The following is a 19,009-nucleotide window of genomic DNA, read 5'->3' as shown; positions in this document are numbered from 1 at the left end:
TGGGGGGGCGGGCGCGCCGTTTTTGGGGGGCGGGGGGCGTGGGCGGGGGGGGGCCCCGCAAACCCGGCGGGGGTATGCCCCGGGGGGGCCCGCGCGGGGGGGGGGTTTTTCGGGGTCCCCCCGCCCCGGGCCCCCCCCCGGCCCCACCCCCACCGCCCGCCCGCCCGGGGGGGGCGCGCGGGGGGGGCCCGCGGCGCCGCGGCGGGCGGGCGCGCCCGGGGGGGCGCGCGCACGCCGGGTACAGGCACACCAGCACAGGAGGAACCGGCGTTGCACGTCCAGGAATGGCTGGAGACCGTACCGGCCGTCAGTATCTACGCGCTGGTGGGCGTGATCATCGGTCTGGAGAGCCTGGGCATCCCGCTGCCGGGTGAGATCGTCCTCGTATCCGCCGCGCTGCTCTCCTCGCAGCACGGCGAGCTCAACCCCGTCATCCTCGGGATCTGCGCGACCGCGGGCGCCATCATCGGCGACTCCATCGGATACGCGATCGGCCGCAAGGGCGGCAGGCCACTGCTTGCGTGGCTCGAAGGGAAATTCCCCAAGCACTTCGGCGCCGCGAACATCGCCACCGCCGAGCGGTCCTTCCAGAAGTGGGGCATGTGGGCGGTCTTCTTCGGCCGCTTCGTCGCCCTCCTGAGGATCTTCGCCGGGCCGCTCGCGGGCGTCCTGCGCATGCCGTACTGGAAGTTCCTCATCGCCAACGTCCTGGGCGGCATCGTCTGGGCGGGCGGCACCACCGCCGTCATCTACTACATCGGCGTGGTCGCGGAGGACTGGCTCAAGCGGTTCTCGTACTTCGGCCTTGCCATCGCCGTCCTGATCGGCGTCGGCTCCATGCTGTTCGTCAAGCGCCGCGCCAAGAAGTCCGCGGAGCGCGCCGAGGCCGAGGCCGAGGGCGGCCTGCAGGCGGCCGAGCCGGTGCCCGTCCCGGCCGCCGACTGACATCAGCCCGCGTGGGCGTCCTTGTGGGCCTTGGCCAGCTCGACGTACATCGTGCCGTTGAGGGTGATGCCCGCGCGCTCCTCGTCGGTGAGGGGCCTGCGCACCTTGGCCGGTACGCCCGCGACGAGCGATCCGGGCGGCACGACCATCCCCTGCGGGACGAGTGCCTGCGCCGCGACCAGTGAACCGGCGCCGATCACCGCGCCGTTGAGGACCGTGGCGCCCATCCCGATGAGGCAGTCGTCCTCGACGGTGCAGCCGTGCAGGACGGCGTTGTGGCCGACCGAGACCCGCTCGCCGATGGTCATCGGGAAGCCCAGGTCGACGTGGAGGCTGCAGTTGTCCTGGATGTTGCTGTCGGCGCCGACGACGATTGGCCCGCCGTCGGCGCGGAGCACCGCCCCGTACCAGGTGCTCGCACCGGCGTGCAGGGTCACCTCGCCGATGACGACGGAGGTGGGCGCGGTGAAGGCGTCCTGATCGATCTTCGGGTCCTTGCCGCCGATCCCGGTGATGAGTGCCTCGTGGCCCATCGGATGTCTCCATTCGTACGTGTCTCGCGCCTGGCGGAACCGTACGGGACGACGGCGGGCGCGCCGCCGTGTGGGGTGAAGATCACAGGGGTCCGGGCTCACCGGCGGGCCCGTGGCTGAGTAACGTGAGCCCGTGCCGAAGAACAGGAACACGTTCTCATCCGCGGTCGCCGACTGGCGGCGCCGCGCGGCCCAGCGCGCCGTTCACGCGGGCTGGGCCTGGGTGCAGCGGACGGGTGCCGTCACCGCGCAGCGGCCGGGGCGCCTGCGGTTCGGTGCGCTCGGCGAGAACACGAAGCTGGCCTTTCCGCAGGGGACCGTCTTCGGTGAGCCGTGGATCCGCATCGGGGACCACTGCATCATCGGCGAGCAGGTCACGCTGACCGCCGGGATGATGCCCGACCTGGACCTCGGCCCTGACCCGATCCTGCGCATCGGCAACGGCGTCGTGCTCGGCCGCGGCAGTCATGTCATCGCCGACACGGCGGTGACGATCGGCGACGACTGCTACTTCGGGCCCAGCGTGTACGTGACGTCGACGAACCACTCGTACGACGATCCGCACACGCCCATCGGCAAGCAGTGGCCCCGCATGGAGCCGGTCGAGATCGGGCCCGGCTGCTGGATCGGCACGAATGCCGTGATCCTGCCGGGGGCGCGGGTTGGCCGCAACGTGGTCGTTGCGGCCGGTGCGGTGGTCCGGGGCTCCGTGCCCGACCACTCCGTGGTGGCCGGAGCGCCTGCCCGCGTGGTGCGGAGTTGGGATCCGGAGGGTGGGTGGCAGCCGCCTCTGCGGACGCCGGCTCCGGTGCCGATTCCTGACGGGGTCACGCCGGAACAACTTCTCGCCCTGGGTGACTTGGAGGGGTGACGTGCCACTTCCCTTGTCTGCGGGTGCGATGTGGCTGGTCGCGCAGTTCGCCGCGCCCCTGACGGGGCGCTGTACCTCGCGCCGCTGACTAGCTAGCCAGCAATACTGTGCCCACCAGCGCCAAACCCGCTCCCGCCGCCTGCACCCCGCGCAGGCGTTCCTTCAGTACTGCGCGGGCCGCGAGTGCGGTGACAACCGGGTAGATGGACGAGAGCACCGCCGCCACCGTGATCGGGCCGTTCTGGGCGGCTACCGAGTACGTTCCGTTGGCCGCCACGTCCGCCAGACCGACGAAGGCCAGTGCCGGGAGCGATGCCCAGATCACGCCCATCCCTGTGCCCTCGGGGAGTGCGACGCCGCCGCGCTTCACCGAGGCGAACAGGGCCGCGCCGCCCGCCGCCACGTTGGTCACGCGCTGCACGAACAGGGCGAGGAACAGGCCGGTCATGTTGCTCGACGCCTCGGAGATGAGGGCCATCACCGCGCCGAATCCGAAGGCCGCGAGCAGGGTCAGCAGGACCGCCTGCCGCTGTACGGGCGCGCCGCGCAGCTCTGGCCCGCCCGCGAGCAGGATGCCTACGACGGCGACGGCGATCCCGGCGAACTGCGGCACCCCGGGCCGCTCGCCCAGGAAGAGCCCGACGCCCACCGGTACGACGACACCCAGGGAGCCGAGCGGCGAGACGACGCCCATCGGGCCGAGGGCGAGCGCCTTGTAGAACGAGAGCATCGCGATCGGGCCGACGAGCCCCGCGCCGACCGCGAACCACAGTTGGGGGCCCCACTCCGTCCAGCCGCCGGTCGCGATCACGATCGCGCCGAGGACGATCACAGCGATGGTCTGCGAGGCGACGACGACCGTGAGTGCGGGGATACGTCGGGTCAGCAGTCCGCCGCCGAAGTCGGCGAGGCCCCACAGGAGGCTCGTGGCCAGGGCGAACAGTGCTGTCATCGATGATCCTCGCAGTACAGTGTGGTGAACCCTTGAGTGCACCACACCGTAGTGCAGCATAGTGAACTCTGTCATCCAATATATTGGACGGAATGTGTCGGACCTCGACCAGCTCACCCAGTCGCTCGCCCGCAACCTCAAGCGCTGGCGCACCGAACGCGGCTTCACGCTCGACGCGCTCGCGGCCCGCGCGGGCGTCAGTCGCGGCATGATCATCCAGATCGAGCAGGCAAGGACCAACCCCAGCGTGGGCATCACGGTGAAGCTCGCCGACGCCCTGGGCGTCAGCATCACCACGCTCCTCGACTACGAGCAGGGCTCGCACGTCCGGCTCGTGCCGCCGGAGCAGACGGTGCGGATGTGGTCCACGGAGGCGGGCAGCAGCACGACACTGCTGGTCGGGACCGAGGCGCGTGGGCCCTTCGAGCTGTGGGCCTGGACGTTGATGCCCGGTGACGGCAGCGACTCCGACGCACATCCGCCGGGGACCATGGAGCTGCTGCACATCTCGGTGGGCGAGCTGACGCTCGTCGTGGACGGCGTGGAGCATCTCGTGGCGGCCGGGTCGTCCGCGTCGTTCGAGGCGAACGTCCCGCACGGCTACCACAACAAGGGCACCGAGCCGGTCGAGATGACCATGTCGGTGTCCGTGCCGCCCACGCACGCCGCCTCCTACTGAGCGCTCCGGCGGGACCGCACCCTGAGACGGCCGGGTCGCCGCGTACGCAGCGCTGTTAGCGTGCGGACATGCGTGCACCCATGGGAGATTTCGACGCCGTCCGTCCGGCCACCGAGGCCCTCGACCTCCTGGTGGCCCCCGTCGCCGACGCCGTGCGCGGCTGGCACGGGGACGTCCCCGGCGAGCAGCTGATCCACGTCGACACCGACCCGCAGTGGGCCGACACCGCCACCTTCGTGGAGCACTACGGCCGGGACATCCTGGAGCAGTCCGCGAACTGCGTGGTCGTCGCCGGCAAGCGCGGCGGCGCGTCCACGCTCGCCGCCTGTCTCGTCCTCTCCTCGACCCGCGTCGACGTGAACGGCGCCGTGCGCCGCCAACTCGGCGCCCGCAAGGCCTCGTTCGCGCCGATGGACACGGCGACCGGCGAGACCGGCATGGAGTACGGCGGCATCACCCCGATCGGCCTGCCCGCCCACTGGCAGCTCCTGGTGGACGCGGCCGTCGTCGACCTGCCGTACGTCCTGATCGGCAGCGGCAGCCGCCGGGGCAAGCTCATCGTGCCGGGCAAGGCGTTCGCCGGGCTGCCGAACGCGGTCGTCCTCGAAGGGCTCGGCGTCGCCTGACCCGGCTCAGGGGCAGACCCCTGCCGCACGCAGCCGGGCGATGTCGTCCGGGCCGCGGCCCAGCTCGGCGAGGATCGAGTGGGTGTGCTCGCCCGCCGCAGGGACGGGATCCATGCGCGGGCTCACGCCGCTCAGATCCGCGGGCGGCAGCAGGGCCTGCACGGGCGAGGACGTGCCGGGCACGGCGACCTCTCGCCAGCGGTCGCGCTCGCCGAGGGCGGGGTGGTCGAGGAATTCGGTGACCGAATTGACGCCCGCGTTCGCGATGTTGGCTTTGTCGAGCAGCTCCATGGCTTCATCGCTGCCGAGCTCTGCGAAGCGTACGGCGATGATCGCGTCGAGCTCATCGCGGTGCGCCACACGGTCGGAGCCGGTGGCGAACCGCGGGTCGTCGGTCAGGTCGGGACGCCCGATGACCCGGTCGCACAGGGCCGCCCACTCGCGTTCGTTCTGCACGGAGAGCAGTACGTCCTTGCCGTCGGACGCGGTGAAGGGGCCGTACGGCGCGACCGTCGCGTGCCGGGCGCCGACCCGCGGCGGCTGCGTGCCGCCGTAGCGGGTGTAGTACGCGGGCTGGCTCATCCACTCGGCCAGTGCGTCGAAGAGGGAGACCTCGACGGCCGGGGCGCGGCCTGTCGTCGCCCGGGTGAACAGTGCGGACAGGACACCGCTGTAGGCGTACATGCCGCCCGCGATGTCGGCCACCGAGATACCGGCCCGCACCGCCTCGTCGGGCGTGCCGGTCAGCGAGAGCAGACCCGTCTGGCACTGCACGAGCAGGTCGTACGCCTTGCGGTCCGCCCAGGAGCCGCTCGTGCCGTAACCGCTGACCGTGCAGGGGATCAACGACGGGTAGCGGGCCTGGAGCTCGTCGGCGCTCAGGCCCAGGCGGTCGGCCGCGCCGGGGGCGAGGTTCTGCACGAACACGTCGGCGCCCGCGAGCAGCTCGTGCAGGATCTCCAGGCCCTCGTCGGACTTGAGATCCAGGGTGAGGGACTCCTTGGAGCGGTTGAGCCAGACGAAATAGCTGGCCTGGCCGTGCACCGTGGTGTCGTAGCGGCGCGCGAAGTCTCCCCCGCCGGGGCGCTCCACCTTGATGACGCGGGCGCCGAGATCGGCCAGCTGGCGGGTGGCGAAGGGCGCGGCCACGGCCTGCTCCAGGCTGACCACGGTGATGCCCGCCAGCGGGAGCGGGCCGGATGTCTGTCGTGCGGTCGCCATGACTGCCTTTCGTTCAGCGCGTGCGGGGGCCTGCGTACGTGAGTCTGTACGGTCGCGGTCACGTTCCCGACACCGGCCGGTGGCCCGGCGGCCGGTTCATTGAACGCGACGGTCGATTGTGTGAAAAGACCGGGTCAGGGGTTTGCGGTCGCCGTTCATCTGCTGCTCATGAGGGCCCTGACCACCGGCCTCGCGGCCATTGTGCGCAGTTCAGCCGACGCTAGGACCGTGCGGGCATGCCCTCGACACCGCTTGCTTCGGCCGCCGCATCGACGCCCGCCGCCCCCGGCGCCGTCACCGGCTCGTACGTCACCTCCATCGCCGACTCCGAGAGCCAGATACGGGCCGCGCAGCGCCTGCGGTACCGCGTCTTCGGCGAGGAGATGGGCGCCACCCTCCACACGCCCCTGCCCGGCCACGACGTGGACGACTACGACGACCTCGTCGACCACCTGATCGTCACCGACACCACCACGGACGAGGTGGTCGGCACCTACCGCCTGCTGCCGCCCGGACGGTCCGAGCGGTCCTACTCCGACGGCGAGTTCGATCTGCGCGCCCTCGCGGACCTGCGTTCGTCCACGATCGAGGCCGGGCGCTCCTGTGTGCACCCGGATCACCGCTCCGGTGCGGTGATCAACCTGATGTGGTCCGCGCTCGCCCGCTACGTCCTGCTCTCCGGTCACCGCTATCTGGCCGGCTGCGCGTCCGTGCCGCTGTCCGACGGCGGGAAGGCCGCCTCCAGCGCCTGGCTGCTCGGCACGTCCAAGCACGCGTCGCCGCCCGAGCTCCGGGTGCACCCCCGGCGCCCCTGGACGCCCGCCGAGCCGACCGTGGAACGCCCCACCTACGCCGACCTTCCCCCGCTGCTCCGGGGCTACCTCCGGCTCGGCGCGTGGATGTGCGGGGCGCCGACGCACGACCCCGAGTTCGATGTCGCCGACTTCTTCGTCCTGCTCGACATGGAACGGCTCAGCGACCGCCACCGCCGCTACTTCCTGGGGGAGACGCCATGAGCTCCTGGGCCCCGGCGAGTCTGTGCACCCCGGCCTGCGCCACCCGGCCGGTGCCGCCGGTGCCGCCGGTTCCGCCGGGCGAAGTGGCCCGCCGGTACGCCGCGTTGGCGTACGAGATCGGCAAAGGCGCGGCGCAGGGCGGCCGCCTCGCCGAGCCCGGCGCGCTGCGGGCGCGGGCCAGGGGTGTGCTCGCCGCGCTCGGTGTGCGGCCTGCGGCGGACCTCGACCGGCTGACCGCCGACGGGGGGCCCACCGGCACCCTGATCGTCGCCAACCACATCTCCTGGCTCGATGTCGTCGCCCTGCTCGCCGTGGAGCCGGTGACGGTCCTCGCCAAGCGGGAGGTGGGCCGGTGGCCGGTCGTCGGCACGCTCGCCCGGCGCGCCGGTACGCAGTTCATCGACCGCGACGGACTGCGGCAACTGCCGGACGTGGTCGCCGAGTTGGCGGCGACCCTGCGCTCGGGCCGCTCGGTCGCCGTCTTTCCCCAGGCGACGACCTGGTGCTCCGTGTCCGGCGGCCGGTTCCGCCGGGCCACCTTCCAGGCAGCGGCCGACGCGGGCGCCCCCGTACGCCCCGTGACCATCCGCTACGAACAGCACGGGACCCCCAGCACCGCCGCCGCCTTCCTCGGCGACGAGACCTTCGCGGCCTCGCTGCACCGGGTCGCCCGCGCGGGCGACCTGACCGTGCGGATCACCGGGCACGCACCGCTGCACGGCACCGACCGGCGCGCGCTGGCCGCCGAGGCGCAAGCGGTCATCGGCGCGCGGGAGTTGGCCGCACACGGGTGAGGCGTCACCACCCGCGCGGGAGTTGGCCGCACACGGGTGAGCCGTCACCACCCCGTATGCAGCAGGTGGTTGAGCAGCAGGGCCAGCAGGGCCTGCGCGGCCAGCCAGAAGCGCTGGGTGCGCGCGGGCAGGAACGCCGCCGCGGCGAGCAGCCAGGCCGCGAACGGCAGCCAGATGCGTTCCGTCTCCGCCTTGCTCATCCCGGAGAGATCGGCGGCGGCAAGGGCGAGCAGCGCGGCGACGACGAGCAGGGCGAGCCGGTCGACGGCGGTGTCCTCTCCCGTACGCAGCCGACGGCGGACGGCGCCCGGCGCCCACGTCACGGTCCTGCCGAGCCCCGCGACCGTGGCGAGGCCCACGACAAGGACCGTGCAGGCGAGGTTGGCCCAGACCCAGTAGCCGTACGGACGGATGCCGCCCGCTCCCTGGTGGTAGCGCTCCACCAACAGCCGGTACGCCTCCCACCAGTTGAAGCCCAGCAGGGTGAACACCAGCGGCACGACCGCCGCCCCGGCAAGGAACAGGGGCAGCGGGCGCGCGGTCCTGGCGAGCAGCAGCACCGCGGCGGCGATCACCGCGAACAGCGTCAGGCCGTAGCTGAGGTAGCAGAGCAGCCCGAACAGGAGGCCCGAGCCGAGGGCCGCGGCCGCAGGGAAGCGGGCCGTGCGGGTCGCGGCGAGCGCGAGCAGGGCGATCGTCCACGCGGCGACCGCGGCGAAGTAGCCGTCCGCCGATGTGCCCATCCACACCGCGGCCGGGGCAAGGACCAGGAAGGGCGCGGCCCGGCGTGCGCTCGCCTCGTCGGCCAGGGCGCGCACGGTGACCAGCACGGCCGCCGCGACGGTCGCGCCGAGCGTGATGCACCAGACGCCCGCCAAGCCGCCGCCGCCCAGGCCGATGCGGTCGAGGACGACGAAGGTGAGCGTGGCGCCGGGCGGATGTCCCGCCGTGTGCGGGGGCCAGTGGTCCGGTGCGTCGATCAGGATGTGCCGGGTGAAGTCCCGCAGGGCGGCGGGGATGTCGTCGAAGCGGTCGATCACCTGGAGGTACTCGTACTTGGTGGTCAGCCGCCGGGCGATGCCCTGATGCCAGCCGTCGACGAGCGCGAGGGACCAGATCCAGGCCATGGACGCGCCCCAGCCGCCGATGACCAGCGCCCGCCACGGCAGACGTGCGGCGAGCGCCGGGCCGTAGGCGACGGTCGCGGCGGCCACCGCGAGTGCGGCCGGGGTGCCAGGGCCGATGTGCGGGGACCATTTTGCGTACAGCGGGGGCCAGTTGACGTGCAGAGTGCCGTACTCGTTCTCCATGTACGTGCCGACGGCGACGGCCAGGGCGACGAGGAGTACGCCGCCCCCGGCGGTGAGCAGATCGCGGCGCGGCGGGGTGGCGCGTCTTTCTCGGGGGATCACCTCTGCACGCTAGGCCGGGACGCCCCGGTCAGGGGCGCTGGACGGGGCGGTGTCATCGATCTGTCAGATCTTGCGCCGTCAGGGTTTCGTCATGAGTCGCGGGCCCGTCCGGACAGGTCGCGCGGCTTACCGTCGGCTCAGAGCGGTGGATCCCGCCTCCGCTCATGACCGCCGAGGACGCAGCATGGGCGACACGACACGGACCAGGACACCCTCCGGATCGCCGGGACCGCCGGGCTTCTGGCGCAGCCCGCTGCGGGGGACCTGGTTCACCTCCGTACTGGGCGCCGTCCTGCTCGTCGGGATCCCGCTGCTCTTCGTGACCGGCCTGCTCTCGTACGCCGCGTACAACCCGAACCTGTCGCCGGTGAACGACAAGACGCCGGACAAGGGCCTGCTCGGCTTCTATCTCTTCTCCTGGCCGACCGACCCGCACTGGCTCTACCGCCTCAACCAGGGTCTGCACGTCACCGTCGGCATCGCGCTGATCCCGGTGCTGCTCGCCAAGCTGTGGTCGGTGATCCCGAAGCTGTTCGCACTGCCGCCGGTGCGGTCGGTCGGGCACGCCCTTGAGCGGCTCTCGCTGCTGCTTCTGGTGGGCGGTGCGCTGTTCGAGTTCGCCACCGGGGTGCTCAACGTCCAGCTGGAGTACCTCTTCCCGGGCTCCTTCTATCCGCTGCACTTCTACGGCGCCTGGGTGTTCTTCGGCGCTTTCGTGGCGCACGCCGTGCTGAAGCTGCCGCGGGCGGTGCGCACGCTGCGGGAGCGCGGGGTGCGCGAGCAGCTGCGTACGCACGACAAGCCGTCGGAGGCGTCGACGATGTCCCGGCGGGGTGCGCTCGGCCTGGTCGGCGGGGGTTCGCTGCTGCTGCTCGCGACGTCGGCGGGGCAGAACTTCGACGGCGCGGCGCGGCGCACGGCGCTGCTCGCGCCGCACGGGGGCGGTGAACCGGGGGCGGGGCCGAACGGCTTCCAGATCAACAAGTCGGCCGCGGCGGTGGGGATCCGATCGGCCGACACGGGGCGGTCGTGGCGCCTGGTCGTCAGCGGCCGCGGACGCGAACTGAGCCTGAACCGGGACGACTTGCTGGCGATGGCCCAGCACAGCGCGGCGCTTCCCATCGCGTGCGTGGAGGGCTGGTCGACCTCCGACCAGTGGTGGCGCGGGGTCCGGCTGCGGGACCTGGCCGCGCTCGTCGGGTACGAGGACCGGGCGCCCGCGGTCTTCGTCGAATCGCTCCAGCAGCGCGGCTCGTTCCGCCAGGCGGCCCTGCGCGACAACCAGGTCCGCGACCCGCGCTCGCTGCTCGCGCTCCGGGTGAACGGCGAGGACCTGTCGCCCGACCACGGCTATCCGGCACGGATCATCGTCCCGGCGGCGCCCGGTGTGCTGAACACCAAATGGGTGGCCCGCCTGACCTTCGGGGAGCTGTGATGACGGGCGCCGCGCTCCAGGACCGCTTCCGCCGCGCGTACGGCGAGAGCCCGCTCCAACTGCTCCTGCTGCTCGCCTCGTTCGCCCTGGCCGGGTACGCCGGCGTGCGGCTCCTCGCGGACGACTGGCTCGCGGTCGCGGCCTGGTTCGTCGGTGCGGCGCTCCTGCACGACCTGGTGCTGCTTCCGCTGTACGCGATCGCCGACCGGGCCGTGCAGCGGGCGCTCGGCGGGCGCCGCCGGGACCTGATCAACTTCATCCGGGTCCCCGCGGCGCTGTCCGGGCTGCTCCTGCTGGTGTGGTTCCCGCTGATCGCCCGGACGGTGCCGCGCTACGAGTCCGCCACCGGCCTGCCGGCCGGGGTGTTCCTGACCCGCTGGCTCCTGGTGACGGCGGCGCTCTTCGCGGGTTCCGCGCTCTGGCTGCTGCTGCGGGCGCTGCGTACGTCGCGTCGGCGGCGCAGTGCCACGAAGGAGCGGCCGCCGACGGTCCACTGATCTGCCGGGCGCAAGGCCGTCGGGCGGGCGTGGCGCAGCAGCGCAGGGGTGCCGAGGCGGGCCCAGGGGAAGGTCTCCCCGGCCGCGCCCCGGCCCCGGCCGTCGTCCACGCGGACCTGGACCCGCTCGTCGACGTCCACCGGCGCGGTCTCCGCGATGAGGAGCCCGCCGGGGGCAAGCAGCCCGGCGGTCCTCGCGAGCAGCGCGCCGGGGTCGCCGCCGATGCCGATGTTGCCGTCGATGAGCAGCGCCGTGCCCCAACTCCCCTCGTCCGGAAGGGAGTCGAAGACGGAGCGGCGCAGGGCAGTGCCGCCCAGGCGACGGGTGTGGGCGACGGCCGCCTCGCTGATGTCGATGCCGAGGGCGCGGTGGCCGATGGCGGTCAGCGCGGCGACCAGACGGCCGGGCCCGCAGCCGATGTCGAGCACCGTGCCCGTGCAGCGGCGCAGCGCGGAGAGGTCCGCCGCGTCGGCGGCCGCGCACCAGCGTTCGACCTCCAGGGGCAGCAGCCAGCCGTCGGTGCGCCGCAGGAACAGCGGACCGTGGCCGTTGCGCAGGGCGTCGGCGTACGGGTCGGCACACCACGCCACCGCGGTGCTCATCGGCGTCCTGCCGGGGTGAGGCGGGCCAGGGCTTCGGCGAAACGGCTGTCCGGCGCGTCGGCGGCGACCAGCGAAGCGTCCTCCGCGGTGTCGACGTCACGCAGCACCGGCAGGTCGCGCACCCGCAGGCCGGCCGCGGTGAGGCGCTCGCGCTGGGCCGCGCCCGTGGTGGGCGTCGACATGGGGACGCCGCGCAGCAGCTCCGGGTCGGGCTCGGCCAGGCCGAGCGCCCAGAAGCCGCCGTCCACGGCCGGGCCGAACCAGGCGTCGGCGTCCCGCCAGGCGCCCGGTCCCAGGGCGGGGGCGAGCAGCGCGGGGGTCACCTGCGGGGTGTCCATGCCGATCAGGAGCGCGGGCCCGTCACACCCCGCGAACGCCGCGGCGAGCCGCTCGTCAAGGCCGCCCACGCACTGCGGTACGACGTCGAACCCGCCCGGCAGCCACGGTCCCCCGTCCCCGGCAAGCACGAGGACACGCCGCCGTGCGGGCGCCGCGAGCACGGCATCCAGGGTGTCGCACAGCGCGGCCTCGGCGAGGCGGGCGGCTTCCTGGGGGGTGTAGGGCGGCGTGAGGCGGGTCTTCACGCGGCCGGGGAGGGGCTGCTTGGCGATGACGAGGAGGGTGGTGGGGCCGGTGGGGGGCGTGGTGAGGGGGCGTGTGCGGGGGTGGCGGTCCGGTGGCGTGTCGGGGGTCGTTTCGGGGGTGTCGCCGGTGCGGGGGGCGGTGCTCGGCGCAGGATGGCCGGCGGTTCGGGGAGCCGTGGCGGGGGCGGAGGTGTCTCGGGGCGTCTCATCGGCGCCGGGCTTCGGCCGGGCGGCGTAAGGGATGTGGGGGCCGCCGGGTCGCGGGTGCCGGTTCATCGGGTCACCCCGCTGCCGGGTGCGGCCGGGGCCCGCTCGGCGAGCACGCCCCGCATGTCGCGGACCGCGTGCCACGTGCCGCGCCAGGTGCCGGTGACCTTGGACTTGCCGGTGCGTGGCAGATACGCCACGTCCCGCTCCTCGATCCGCCAGCCCGCGTCGGCGGCCCGTACGACCATCTGCAGCGGGTAGCCGCTGCGGCGGTCGGTGAGGGCGAGGTCCAGGAGGGCCTCGCGCCGGGCCGCCCGCATCGGGCCCAGGTCGTGCAGGCGGACGCCGGTGCGCCGGTGCAGCATCCGGGCCAGGACGGCGTTGCCGGCACGGGCGTGCGGCGGCCATGCGCCCCGGCTCCGGGGGCGGCGCCGGCCAAGCACCAAGTCGGCGCGGCCCGCGTCGACTTGACGTACGAAAGGTTCGAGCAGGCCCGGGTCGAGCGAGGCGTCGCAGTCGCAGAAGCAGACGATGTCCGCGGTGGCGGCCGTGAGGCCGGCGTGGCAGGCGGCGCCGAAGCCGCGGCGCGGCTCGTGCACGACGGTCGCGCCGAGCGAGCGGGCGATCTCCGCCGAGCCGTCGGTGGAGCCGTTGTCCACGACGATCGCGCGCCAGCCCGCGGGGATCCGCCGCAGCACCCAGGGCAGGGCGGCGGCCTCGTCGAGACAGGGCAGCACGATGTCCGCCCGTGGGGCCGGTGGGCCCGGCGGGTCTTCGGGGGAGTGGGAGGAGTGCGTCACGCCTTTCACCCTACGGAGAGAAATGGGGCATAACAGACTTCAGGTTCTTACGAAACGGGGACGTCGGCCAGTGCGGCGGGCCGGGATGCGGCACTCGCCCGAGCGCGGTGCGAGGCTTGCGGGCATGGAGACACCACCGCAGGGCGGCGCGCCGCGCGTACTCGTCGTGGACGACGACGTCACCGTCGCCGAGGTCGTCAGCGGCTACCTCGAACGTGCCGGGTACGCCGTCGACCGCGCCGAGGACGGCCACACGGCGCTGGAGCGTGCTGCGGCCCGCCGCCCCGACCTGGTCGTCCTCGACCTGATGCTGCCCGGCATCGACGGCCTCGAGGTCTGCCGCAGGCTGCGCGCGCGGGGTCCCGTGCCGGTCATCATGCTCACGGCGCGGGGCGACGAGGACGACCGGATCCTGGGCCTGGAGATAGGCGCGGACGACTACGTGACCAAGCCGTTCAGCCCCCGCGAACTGGTCCTGCGCGTCGAGTCGGTGCTGCGCCGCACGGGCTCCGCCGCGGGTGGCCGCGCGGGGGCGGTGCTGAGCACCGCGGGGCTGACCGTCGACCCGCCGGCCCGCCGCGCGGCCAAACACGGCACCGAACTCGCCCTCACCGTCCGCGAGTTCGACCTCCTAGCCTTCTTCATGCGCCACCCGGGCCGCGCGTTCGGCCGCGAGGAGCTGATGCGGGAGGTCTGGGGCTGGGACTTCGGCGACCTGTCGACGGTCACGGTCCACGTGCGCCGCCTCCGCGGCAAGATCGAGGACGATCCGGCGCGGCCGCGGCTGATCCAGACGGTGTGGGGGGTGGGGTATCGCTTGGCCGCCGCGCCGGATGCCGCTGCGCCGGATGCCGCTGCGCCGGATGCCGCCGCACCGGACGCCGCCGCACCGGACGCTGCTGCGCCGGGCGTCGCCGCGCCGGAGGCGGTCGGCCCGGAGGCCGCCGGTCGGGAGGCTGCCGGTCGGGAGGCTGCCGGTCGGGACGCCGTTGGCCGGCAGGCCGTCGGTCCGGAGGCCGCTGGCCGGGACGCCGTCGGTCCGGACGCCGTCGGTCCGGATGCCGCCGGTCGGGAGGCGGCCGGTCGGGACGCCGTTGGCCGGGACGCCGTCGGTCCGGAGGCCGTCGGTCCTGGGGCCGTCGGTCCGGATGCCGCCGGCCCGGACGTCGTCGGCCCGGAGGCCGCCGGCCGGGACGCCGCCGGTCGGGAGGCGGCCGGTCGGGACGCCGTTGGCCGGGACGCCGTCGGTCCGGATGCCGCGGGCCCGGACGTCGTCGGCCCGGAGGCCGTCGGCCGGGATGCCGCCGCACCGGACGCCACCGGCTCGGGCGCCACCGCCCCGGAGGCCACCGCGTCGGCCGCCCCCGCCTCGCACACCGCCGACTCGTACGCCACCGCCCTGGAGGCAGTCGTCCCGGAGGCCGTTGCCCGAGAGGCGGTCGGCGCGGAGACGCGAGCCCCAGAGCGGGGCGCCCCAGAGGCGGCCGACGTGGAGACGCGAGCCCCAGAAGTGGCCGACACGGAGACGCGAGCCCCAGAAGTGGCCGACACGGAGACGCGAGCCCCAGAGCGGGGCGCCCCAGAGGCGGCCGGCGTGGAGACGCGAGCCCCAGGGCGGGGTGCCCCGGAGGTGGCCGCTCGCGAGGCGGGTGCCCCGGCGAGGTCCGCCCCGGCGGCCGCGGCAGTGGAAGGCGGCCCCGCACCTGCGGTCGCAGGGCCCGAGACGGCGGTGGCCCGGCATGCGTGACACCCTCCTCATCGCGCTCTACGCCTTCCTCGGCGCCGCCGCCGCTGGGCTGCTCGGGGCGGTGCTCCTGCGGGTGCTGCGGCGGCGGTCGCTCGTCGTGTCGCTCGCCGTGGTCGCCTGTGTCGCGGTGACCGCGATGCTCGCCGGCACGCTGGTGGTCGCCTGGGCGATGTTCCTGTCCCCGCACGATCTGAGCGTCGTCACCACCGTCGTCGCCATGGCCGCGGTCGTCTCCCTGGTCACCGCGCTGCTGCTCGGGCGCTGGGTGGTGGCCCGCAGCAAGGCGCTCACCCTGGCTGCCCGTTCCTTCGGCGACGGCGGTGACTTCGCCGCGCCCGGCGTGCCCGCCACCGCGGAACTCGCCGCCCTCACCCGAGAGTTGGAGTCCACCAGCGCGAGGCTCGCGGAATCGCGCGAGCGGGAACGCGCCCTGGAGACATCACGCCGCGAACTCGTCGCCTGGATCTCGCACGACCTGCGCACCCCGCTGGCCGGCCTGCGCGCGATGAGCGAGGCCCTGGAGGACGGGGTGGCCGCCGACCCGGACCGCTATCTGCGGCAGATCCGCACCGAGGTCGAGCGCCTGAACGGCATGGTCGGCGACCTCTTCGAGCTGTCCCGCATCCACGCGGGAGCGCTCGCCCTCACGCCGTCGCGGATGTCCGCGTACGACCTGGTCGGCGACGCCATCGCGGGCGCGGACCCGCTCGCCCGCGAACACGGCGTACGCCTCGTGGGCGACCGGATCGACGCCGTGCCGGTCGAGGTCGACGGCAAGGAGATGAGCCGGGTGCTCGGCAATCTGCTGATCAACGCCATCCGCCGGACCCCCGCCGACGGCACGGTCGCCGTAGCCGCCCGGCGCTCGACCGACGGCGTGGTGCTCTCCGTGACGGACGGCTGCGGCGGCATCCCCGAAGAGGACCTGCCCCGCGTCTTCGACACGGGCTGGCGCGGCACCCACGCCCGCACACCCCCGGCGGGAGCGGGCCTGGGCCTGGCCATCGTGCGGGGCATCGTCGAGGCACACCAGGGCCGAGCGGACGTACGCAACGTGACGGGCGGCTGCTGCTTCGAGGTGGTGCTTCCGGAGGCGGGAGCGTAACGGGGTGGGGGATGGGGGCGCCCCCCTACCCCCGCATCCCCGCCCCCGCGAACTCCCGCATCCCCGACCGGAAGTCCACCTCCGGCTTCCAGTCCAGGTCGGTTCGCAGGCGGGTGGAGTCCGCTGTCACATGGCGGACGTCGCCCAGGCGGTATTCGCCGGTGACGACCGGTGCCGGGCCGCCGCACGCGTCGGCCAGGGTCCGGGCCATCTCGCCGACCGTGTGGGGGTCGCCGCTGCCCGTGTTGTAGGCCGTGAACTCCCCGTCGGCCCGGTCCCGCAGCGTCTCCAGCACCACCGCGTTGGCCGCCGCCACATCGCGTACGTGGACGAAGTCCCGGCGCTGGCCGCCGTCCTCGAAGACGCGCGGGGCGCGGCCCGCGGCCAGGGACGAGCGGAAGAAGGACGCGACGCCCGCGTACGGGGTGTCGCGCGGCATTCCGGGGCCGTAGACGTTGTGGTAGCGCAGCGACACCGCGCGGCCGCCGGTGGACCGTGCCCATGCCGCCGCCAGATGTTCCTGGGCGAGCTTCGTCGTCGCGTACACATTGCGCGGGTCGACCGGGGCGTCCTCCGTGACCAGGCCCGGCGTCAGCTCCGCGCCGCAGGAGGGGCAGCGGGGCTCGAAGCGGCCCGCCGCCAGATCGGCCGGCGCACGCGGCCCCGGGCGCACCACGCCGTGCCGGTCCGCGCAGGTGTAGCGGCCCTCCCCGTACACCACCATCGAGCCGGCGAGCACCAGATCCCGCACCCCCGCCCGGGCCATCGCCGCCAGCAGTACGGCCGTGCCCAGGTCGTTGCAGGCGACGTACTCGGGCGCGTCCGCGAAGTCCTTGCCGAGGCCCACCATCGCCGCCTGGTGGCACACCGCGTCGACGCCGCGCAGCGCACCGTCCACCGCGTCCGGATCGCGTACGTCGCCGACGATCAGCTCCCCGGCGACGCGGGGCCGCTCCGTCCCGGAGTGCGCCGACGCGAGCAACGCGTCGAACACCACGGGTTCGTGCCCGCGCGCCGCGAGCGCGTCGACGATCTGTGACCCGATGAACCCGGCGCCGCCGGTGACCAGTACTCGCATGCCGCCCACGCTAGGCCGCTGCCACCGCTTCATCGACGCGTCGGGGCCTCATGTCACCGGTCCGTAAGAACCTGGCCTTTGTGACGTAGTCGGGGCGATGCGCCGTCCAGTTCCCGCCAACTGGTGTGGTGTGGCTCACAAGAGGGGATGTGTGGGCGGGGTGAGTGGAAAGGGCGTACCCCTCCGTGAAGAGAGTGACGCGGATGTAAGGATGAGCCGCCATGAGTGCTGGATGGTGTTGTCGAGCGGGACGGGCCGCGGTGTTCGCCGCCGTCTGTGTACTGCTCGCTGCCCTGGGGCACGTCATGATGTCCGGGAGCCCGGTGTCCTGGTGGGCGCTGGGCGCCGGAACCGTCGGCGCCGGCGGTGCCGCGTGGGCGCTGGCCGGGCGTGAGCGGGGGCTGCCGGCCGTCGTCTCCCTCGCGGTGGCGGCGCAGGCCGCACTGCACTCGGGGTTCTCCCTGGCGCAGACCCTCGCGACGCCACGGACCGGTGGCACGTCCCTCGTCCGGCAGTGGGTGCGCAATGTGCTGTGCCTGCCGTCGGCGGACATGGGGTCCATGGACATGGGCTCCATGGGCTCCACGGGCTCCATGGGCCGGGGGACGGGTGACGGCTCGGCGATGTCGTCCGCGATGACCGGCATGCAGCACATGCAGCACACGCAGCACGGTGAGCCCATGCAGCACATGGGCGATGCGGGGCAGGCCGCCGCGCACATGCACCACATGGGCGGCATGTCGCCCACCGGGATGCTCGCCGCCCACCTCCTGGCCGCGCTCCTGTGCGGCCTCTGGCTCGCGCACGGCGAGCGTGCCGTCTTCCGCATCGCACGCTCCTTCGCCGGCTGGCTCGTCGCCCCGCTGCGGCTGCCCGTCGCGGCTCTCGTGCCGGCCCCCCGGCCGCGGGTCCGCCCGCGCCGCAGCCGTTCGGTGCGCACACCGCGGCAGTTCCTCCTCGTGCACGCCATCACTTCTCGGGGTCCGCCCGCGGGAACCGCTGTCGCCTGACAGCCGGTTCCCCGACGCCGCCCGCGCGCCGCGCCTCGCGCCGCGCGCCCCGGTCGGCTCGGGCATCGGCCGTACGCATCCGTACGGCTGTACCCCCAACACCGGACCCGCACCGGACCGGCACCGTGCCCGCCGACGCGCGCGCGGCCGGTCCGCAGCACGGAATCCCGGATCTCCGGACTCCCGAGAAGGACACCAGGTGATCATTCCTGCCTTGCCCGGCTCACCCGACGAGTCGATAACGGCCTGGGCGCTCGCCGCCCGCGGCGGTGACCCGGACGCCATCGAGCACTTCGTGCGCGCCCTGCACCGCGACGTCCGCCGGTACGTGACGTACCTGGGCGGCGACCCGCAGGCCGCCGACGACCTGACCCAGGACACATTTCTGCGGGCCCTCGGCAGCCTGCACCGTTTCGAGGGGCGCTCGTCCGCCCGTACGTGGCTGCTGTCCATCGCCCGCCGCGCGGTGATCGACAGCCTTCGGCACGCCGCCGCCCGGCCGCGTCTGTGCGACACGGACGACTGGCAGGCCGCTGCGGAGCGCGCCCAGCCCAGAGGTCTACCGGGCTTCGACGACGGCGTCGTCCTCGCCGATCTCCTCGCGGAGCTGCCCGACGAGCGGCGTGAGGCCTTTGTCCTTACCCAGCTCCTGGGGCTGCCCTACGCGGAGGCCGCGCTGCTCACCGGCTGTCCGGTGGGCACCGTCCGTTCGCGCGTGGCGCGTGCCCGCCTCTCGCTGATGGAACGGCTGCGGGACGCCGAACGCCCCGCGCTCGCGGGCGCGGCGGCCTGACGGGTCGCGCGCGTGCGCGCCGCGGGCCCCCCGCCACCCCCCCCCGGGGCGCCCGCCCCCCCGCGGCCGGGGACCCCCACCGCGGTCTGAAAGAACAAAGGA

General features: G+C 73.9%; 18 protein-coding genes and 1 pseudogene. 11 read left to right on the top strand and 8 right to left on the bottom strand.

Going from position 1 to position 19,009, the window contains the following annotated elements; all coding sequences use genetic code 11:
* The first annotated feature begins 270 nt into the window (after positions 1-270).
* A complete protein-coding gene (locus tag ACFWY6_RS31365; protein ID WP_384697473.1) occupies positions 271-945 on the top strand; it encodes a DedA family protein in 675 nt (224 codons plus the stop codon).
* Positions 946-947: 2 nt separating this feature from the next.
* On the opposite strand, the gene ACFWY6_RS31360 is transcribed toward ACFWY6_RS31365, so the two are convergent.
* Positions 948-1,478, bottom strand: a complete 531-nt coding sequence (locus tag ACFWY6_RS31360) for a gamma carbonic anhydrase family protein (RefSeq protein WP_266869232.1) — start codon at positions 1,476-1,478, stop codon at positions 948-950.
* Positions 1,479-1,611: 133 nt separating this feature from the next.
* Between ACFWY6_RS31360 and ACFWY6_RS31355 the strand changes: the two genes are divergently transcribed.
* Entirely contained in the window at positions 1,612-2,349 is a 738-nt protein-coding gene (locus tag ACFWY6_RS31355) for an acyltransferase (RefSeq protein WP_384697469.1), read from the top strand.
* 88 nt (positions 2,350-2,437) lie between these two features.
* Here the strand turns inward: ACFWY6_RS31355 and ACFWY6_RS31350 are convergent, their stop codons facing one another.
* Positions 2,438-3,301: an EamA family transporter gene (locus ACFWY6_RS31350; RefSeq protein ID WP_384697466.1), complete on the bottom strand. Its 864-nt coding sequence runs from the start codon at positions 3,299-3,301 to the stop codon at positions 2,438-2,440.
* 94 nt (positions 3,302-3,395) lie between these two features.
* Here ACFWY6_RS31350 and ACFWY6_RS31345 point away from each other — a divergent pair, with 94 nt between their 5' ends.
* Together ACFWY6_RS31345 and ACFWY6_RS31340 are read left to right on the top strand one after the other, a co-directional pair.
* Positions 3,396-3,980 (top strand): helix-turn-helix domain-containing protein, encoded by a 585-nt coding sequence (locus ACFWY6_RS31345; protein WP_384697463.1) that lies wholly within the window; start codon positions 3,396-3,398, stop codon positions 3,978-3,980.
* 68 nt (positions 3,981-4,048) lie between these two features.
* The gene (locus ACFWY6_RS31340; protein ID WP_384697460.1) at positions 4,049-4,606 is read left to right on the top strand and encodes a YbaK/EbsC family protein; all 558 of its coding nucleotides are present in this window, start codon (positions 4,049-4,051) and stop codon (positions 4,604-4,606) included.
* A gap of 6 nt (positions 4,607-4,612) precedes the next feature.
* Here the strand turns inward: ACFWY6_RS31340 and ACFWY6_RS31335 are convergent, their stop codons facing one another.
* Complete coding sequence (locus ACFWY6_RS31335) at positions 4,613-5,827, bottom strand: CaiB/BaiF CoA transferase family protein (RefSeq protein WP_384697457.1); 1,215 nt, start codon at positions 5,825-5,827, stop codon at positions 4,613-4,615.
* Positions 5,828-6,063: 236 nt separating this feature from the next.
* Between ACFWY6_RS31335 and ACFWY6_RS31330 the strand changes: the two genes are divergently transcribed.
* Together ACFWY6_RS31330 and ACFWY6_RS31325 are read left to right on the top strand one after the other, a co-directional pair.
* Positions 6,064-6,843: a GNAT family N-acetyltransferase gene (locus ACFWY6_RS31330; RefSeq protein WP_384697454.1), complete on the top strand. Its 780-nt coding sequence runs from the start codon at positions 6,064-6,066 to the stop codon at positions 6,841-6,843.
* Positions 6,840-7,637 (top strand): lysophospholipid acyltransferase family protein, encoded by a 798-nt coding sequence (locus ACFWY6_RS31325; RefSeq protein ID WP_384697451.1) that lies wholly within the window; start codon positions 6,840-6,842, stop codon positions 7,635-7,637. Before ACFWY6_RS31330 ends, ACFWY6_RS31325 begins: the two co-directional genes overlap by 4 nt.
* A 44-nt stretch (positions 7,638-7,681) precedes the next feature.
* Here ACFWY6_RS31325 and ACFWY6_RS31320 read toward each other — a convergent pair whose 3' ends face one another.
* Complete coding sequence (locus ACFWY6_RS31320; protein WP_384697477.1) at positions 7,682-9,046, bottom strand: hypothetical protein; 1,365 nt, start codon at positions 9,044-9,046, stop codon at positions 7,682-7,684.
* Between the two features lie 187 nt (positions 9,047-9,233).
* Here ACFWY6_RS31320 and ACFWY6_RS31315 point away from each other — a divergent pair, with 187 nt between their 5' ends.
* Complete coding sequence (locus ACFWY6_RS31315) at positions 9,234-10,484, top strand: molybdopterin-dependent oxidoreductase (protein WP_384697448.1); 1,251 nt, start codon at positions 9,234-9,236, stop codon at positions 10,482-10,484.
* Positions 10,485-10,815: 331 nt separating this feature from the next.
* Here the strand turns inward: ACFWY6_RS31315 and ACFWY6_RS31310 are convergent, their stop codons facing one another.
* From ACFWY6_RS31310 to ACFWY6_RS31300, 3 genes are all read right to left on the bottom strand, one after another.
* Positions 10,816-11,583: a class I SAM-dependent methyltransferase gene (locus tag ACFWY6_RS31310; protein ID WP_384697445.1), complete on the bottom strand. Its 768-nt coding sequence runs from the start codon at positions 11,581-11,583 to the stop codon at positions 10,816-10,818.
* Positions 11,580-12,194 carry a DUF2064 domain-containing protein gene (locus ACFWY6_RS31305; protein ID WP_384697475.1) on the bottom strand — a complete coding sequence of 205 codons (615 nt, stop codon included), beginning with the start codon at positions 12,192-12,194 and terminating at the stop codon, positions 11,580-11,582. Before ACFWY6_RS31305 ends, ACFWY6_RS31310 begins: the two co-directional genes overlap by 4 nt.
* A 245-nt stretch (positions 12,195-12,439) precedes the next feature.
* Positions 12,440-13,174 (bottom strand): glycosyltransferase family 2 protein, encoded by a 735-nt coding sequence (locus tag ACFWY6_RS31300; RefSeq protein ID WP_384697443.1) that lies wholly within the window; start codon positions 13,172-13,174, stop codon positions 12,440-12,442.
* A gap of 124 nt (positions 13,175-13,298) precedes the next feature.
* Between ACFWY6_RS31300 and ACFWY6_RS31295 the strand changes: the two are divergent.
* Positions 13,299-14,007: pseudogene (locus tag ACFWY6_RS31295) on the top strand (response regulator transcription factor); the annotation flags it as partial.
* 906 nt (positions 14,008-14,913) lie between these two features.
* Positions 14,914-16,026, top strand: a complete 1,113-nt coding sequence (locus tag ACFWY6_RS31290) for a HAMP domain-containing sensor histidine kinase (protein WP_360771459.1) — start codon at positions 14,914-14,916, stop codon at positions 16,024-16,026.
* Positions 16,027-16,051: 25 nt separating this feature from the next.
* Here ACFWY6_RS31290 and ACFWY6_RS31285 read toward each other — a convergent pair whose 3' ends face one another.
* Positions 16,052-17,104 carry an NAD-dependent epimerase/dehydratase family protein gene (locus ACFWY6_RS31285; RefSeq protein ID WP_384697439.1) on the bottom strand — a complete coding sequence of 351 codons (1,053 nt, stop codon included), beginning with the start codon at positions 17,102-17,104 and terminating at the stop codon, positions 16,052-16,054.
* Positions 17,105-17,325: 221 nt separating this feature from the next.
* Here ACFWY6_RS31285 and ACFWY6_RS31280 point away from each other — a divergent pair, with 221 nt between their 5' ends.
* Together ACFWY6_RS31280 and ACFWY6_RS31275 are read left to right on the top strand one after the other, a co-directional pair.
* On the top strand, positions 17,326-18,114 hold the full coding sequence (locus ACFWY6_RS31280) for a hypothetical protein (RefSeq protein WP_384697437.1): 789 nt from the start codon (positions 17,326-17,328) through the stop codon (positions 18,112-18,114).
* 199 nt (positions 18,115-18,313) lie between these two features.
* On the top strand, positions 18,314-18,907 hold the full coding sequence (locus ACFWY6_RS31275) for a sigma-70 family RNA polymerase sigma factor (RefSeq protein WP_266869248.1): 594 nt from the start codon (positions 18,314-18,316) through the stop codon (positions 18,905-18,907).
* Positions 18,908-19,009 lie beyond the last annotated feature (102 nt).

Origin of the sequence: Streptomyces sp. NPDC059037 (assembly GCF_042740015.1) — a bacterium.
Lineage (GTDB): Bacteria > Actinomycetota > Actinomycetes > Streptomycetales > Streptomycetaceae > Streptomyces.
Note: the sequence above shows the minus strand (reverse complement) of the source record. Positions and strands in the feature narration are given on the sequence as shown.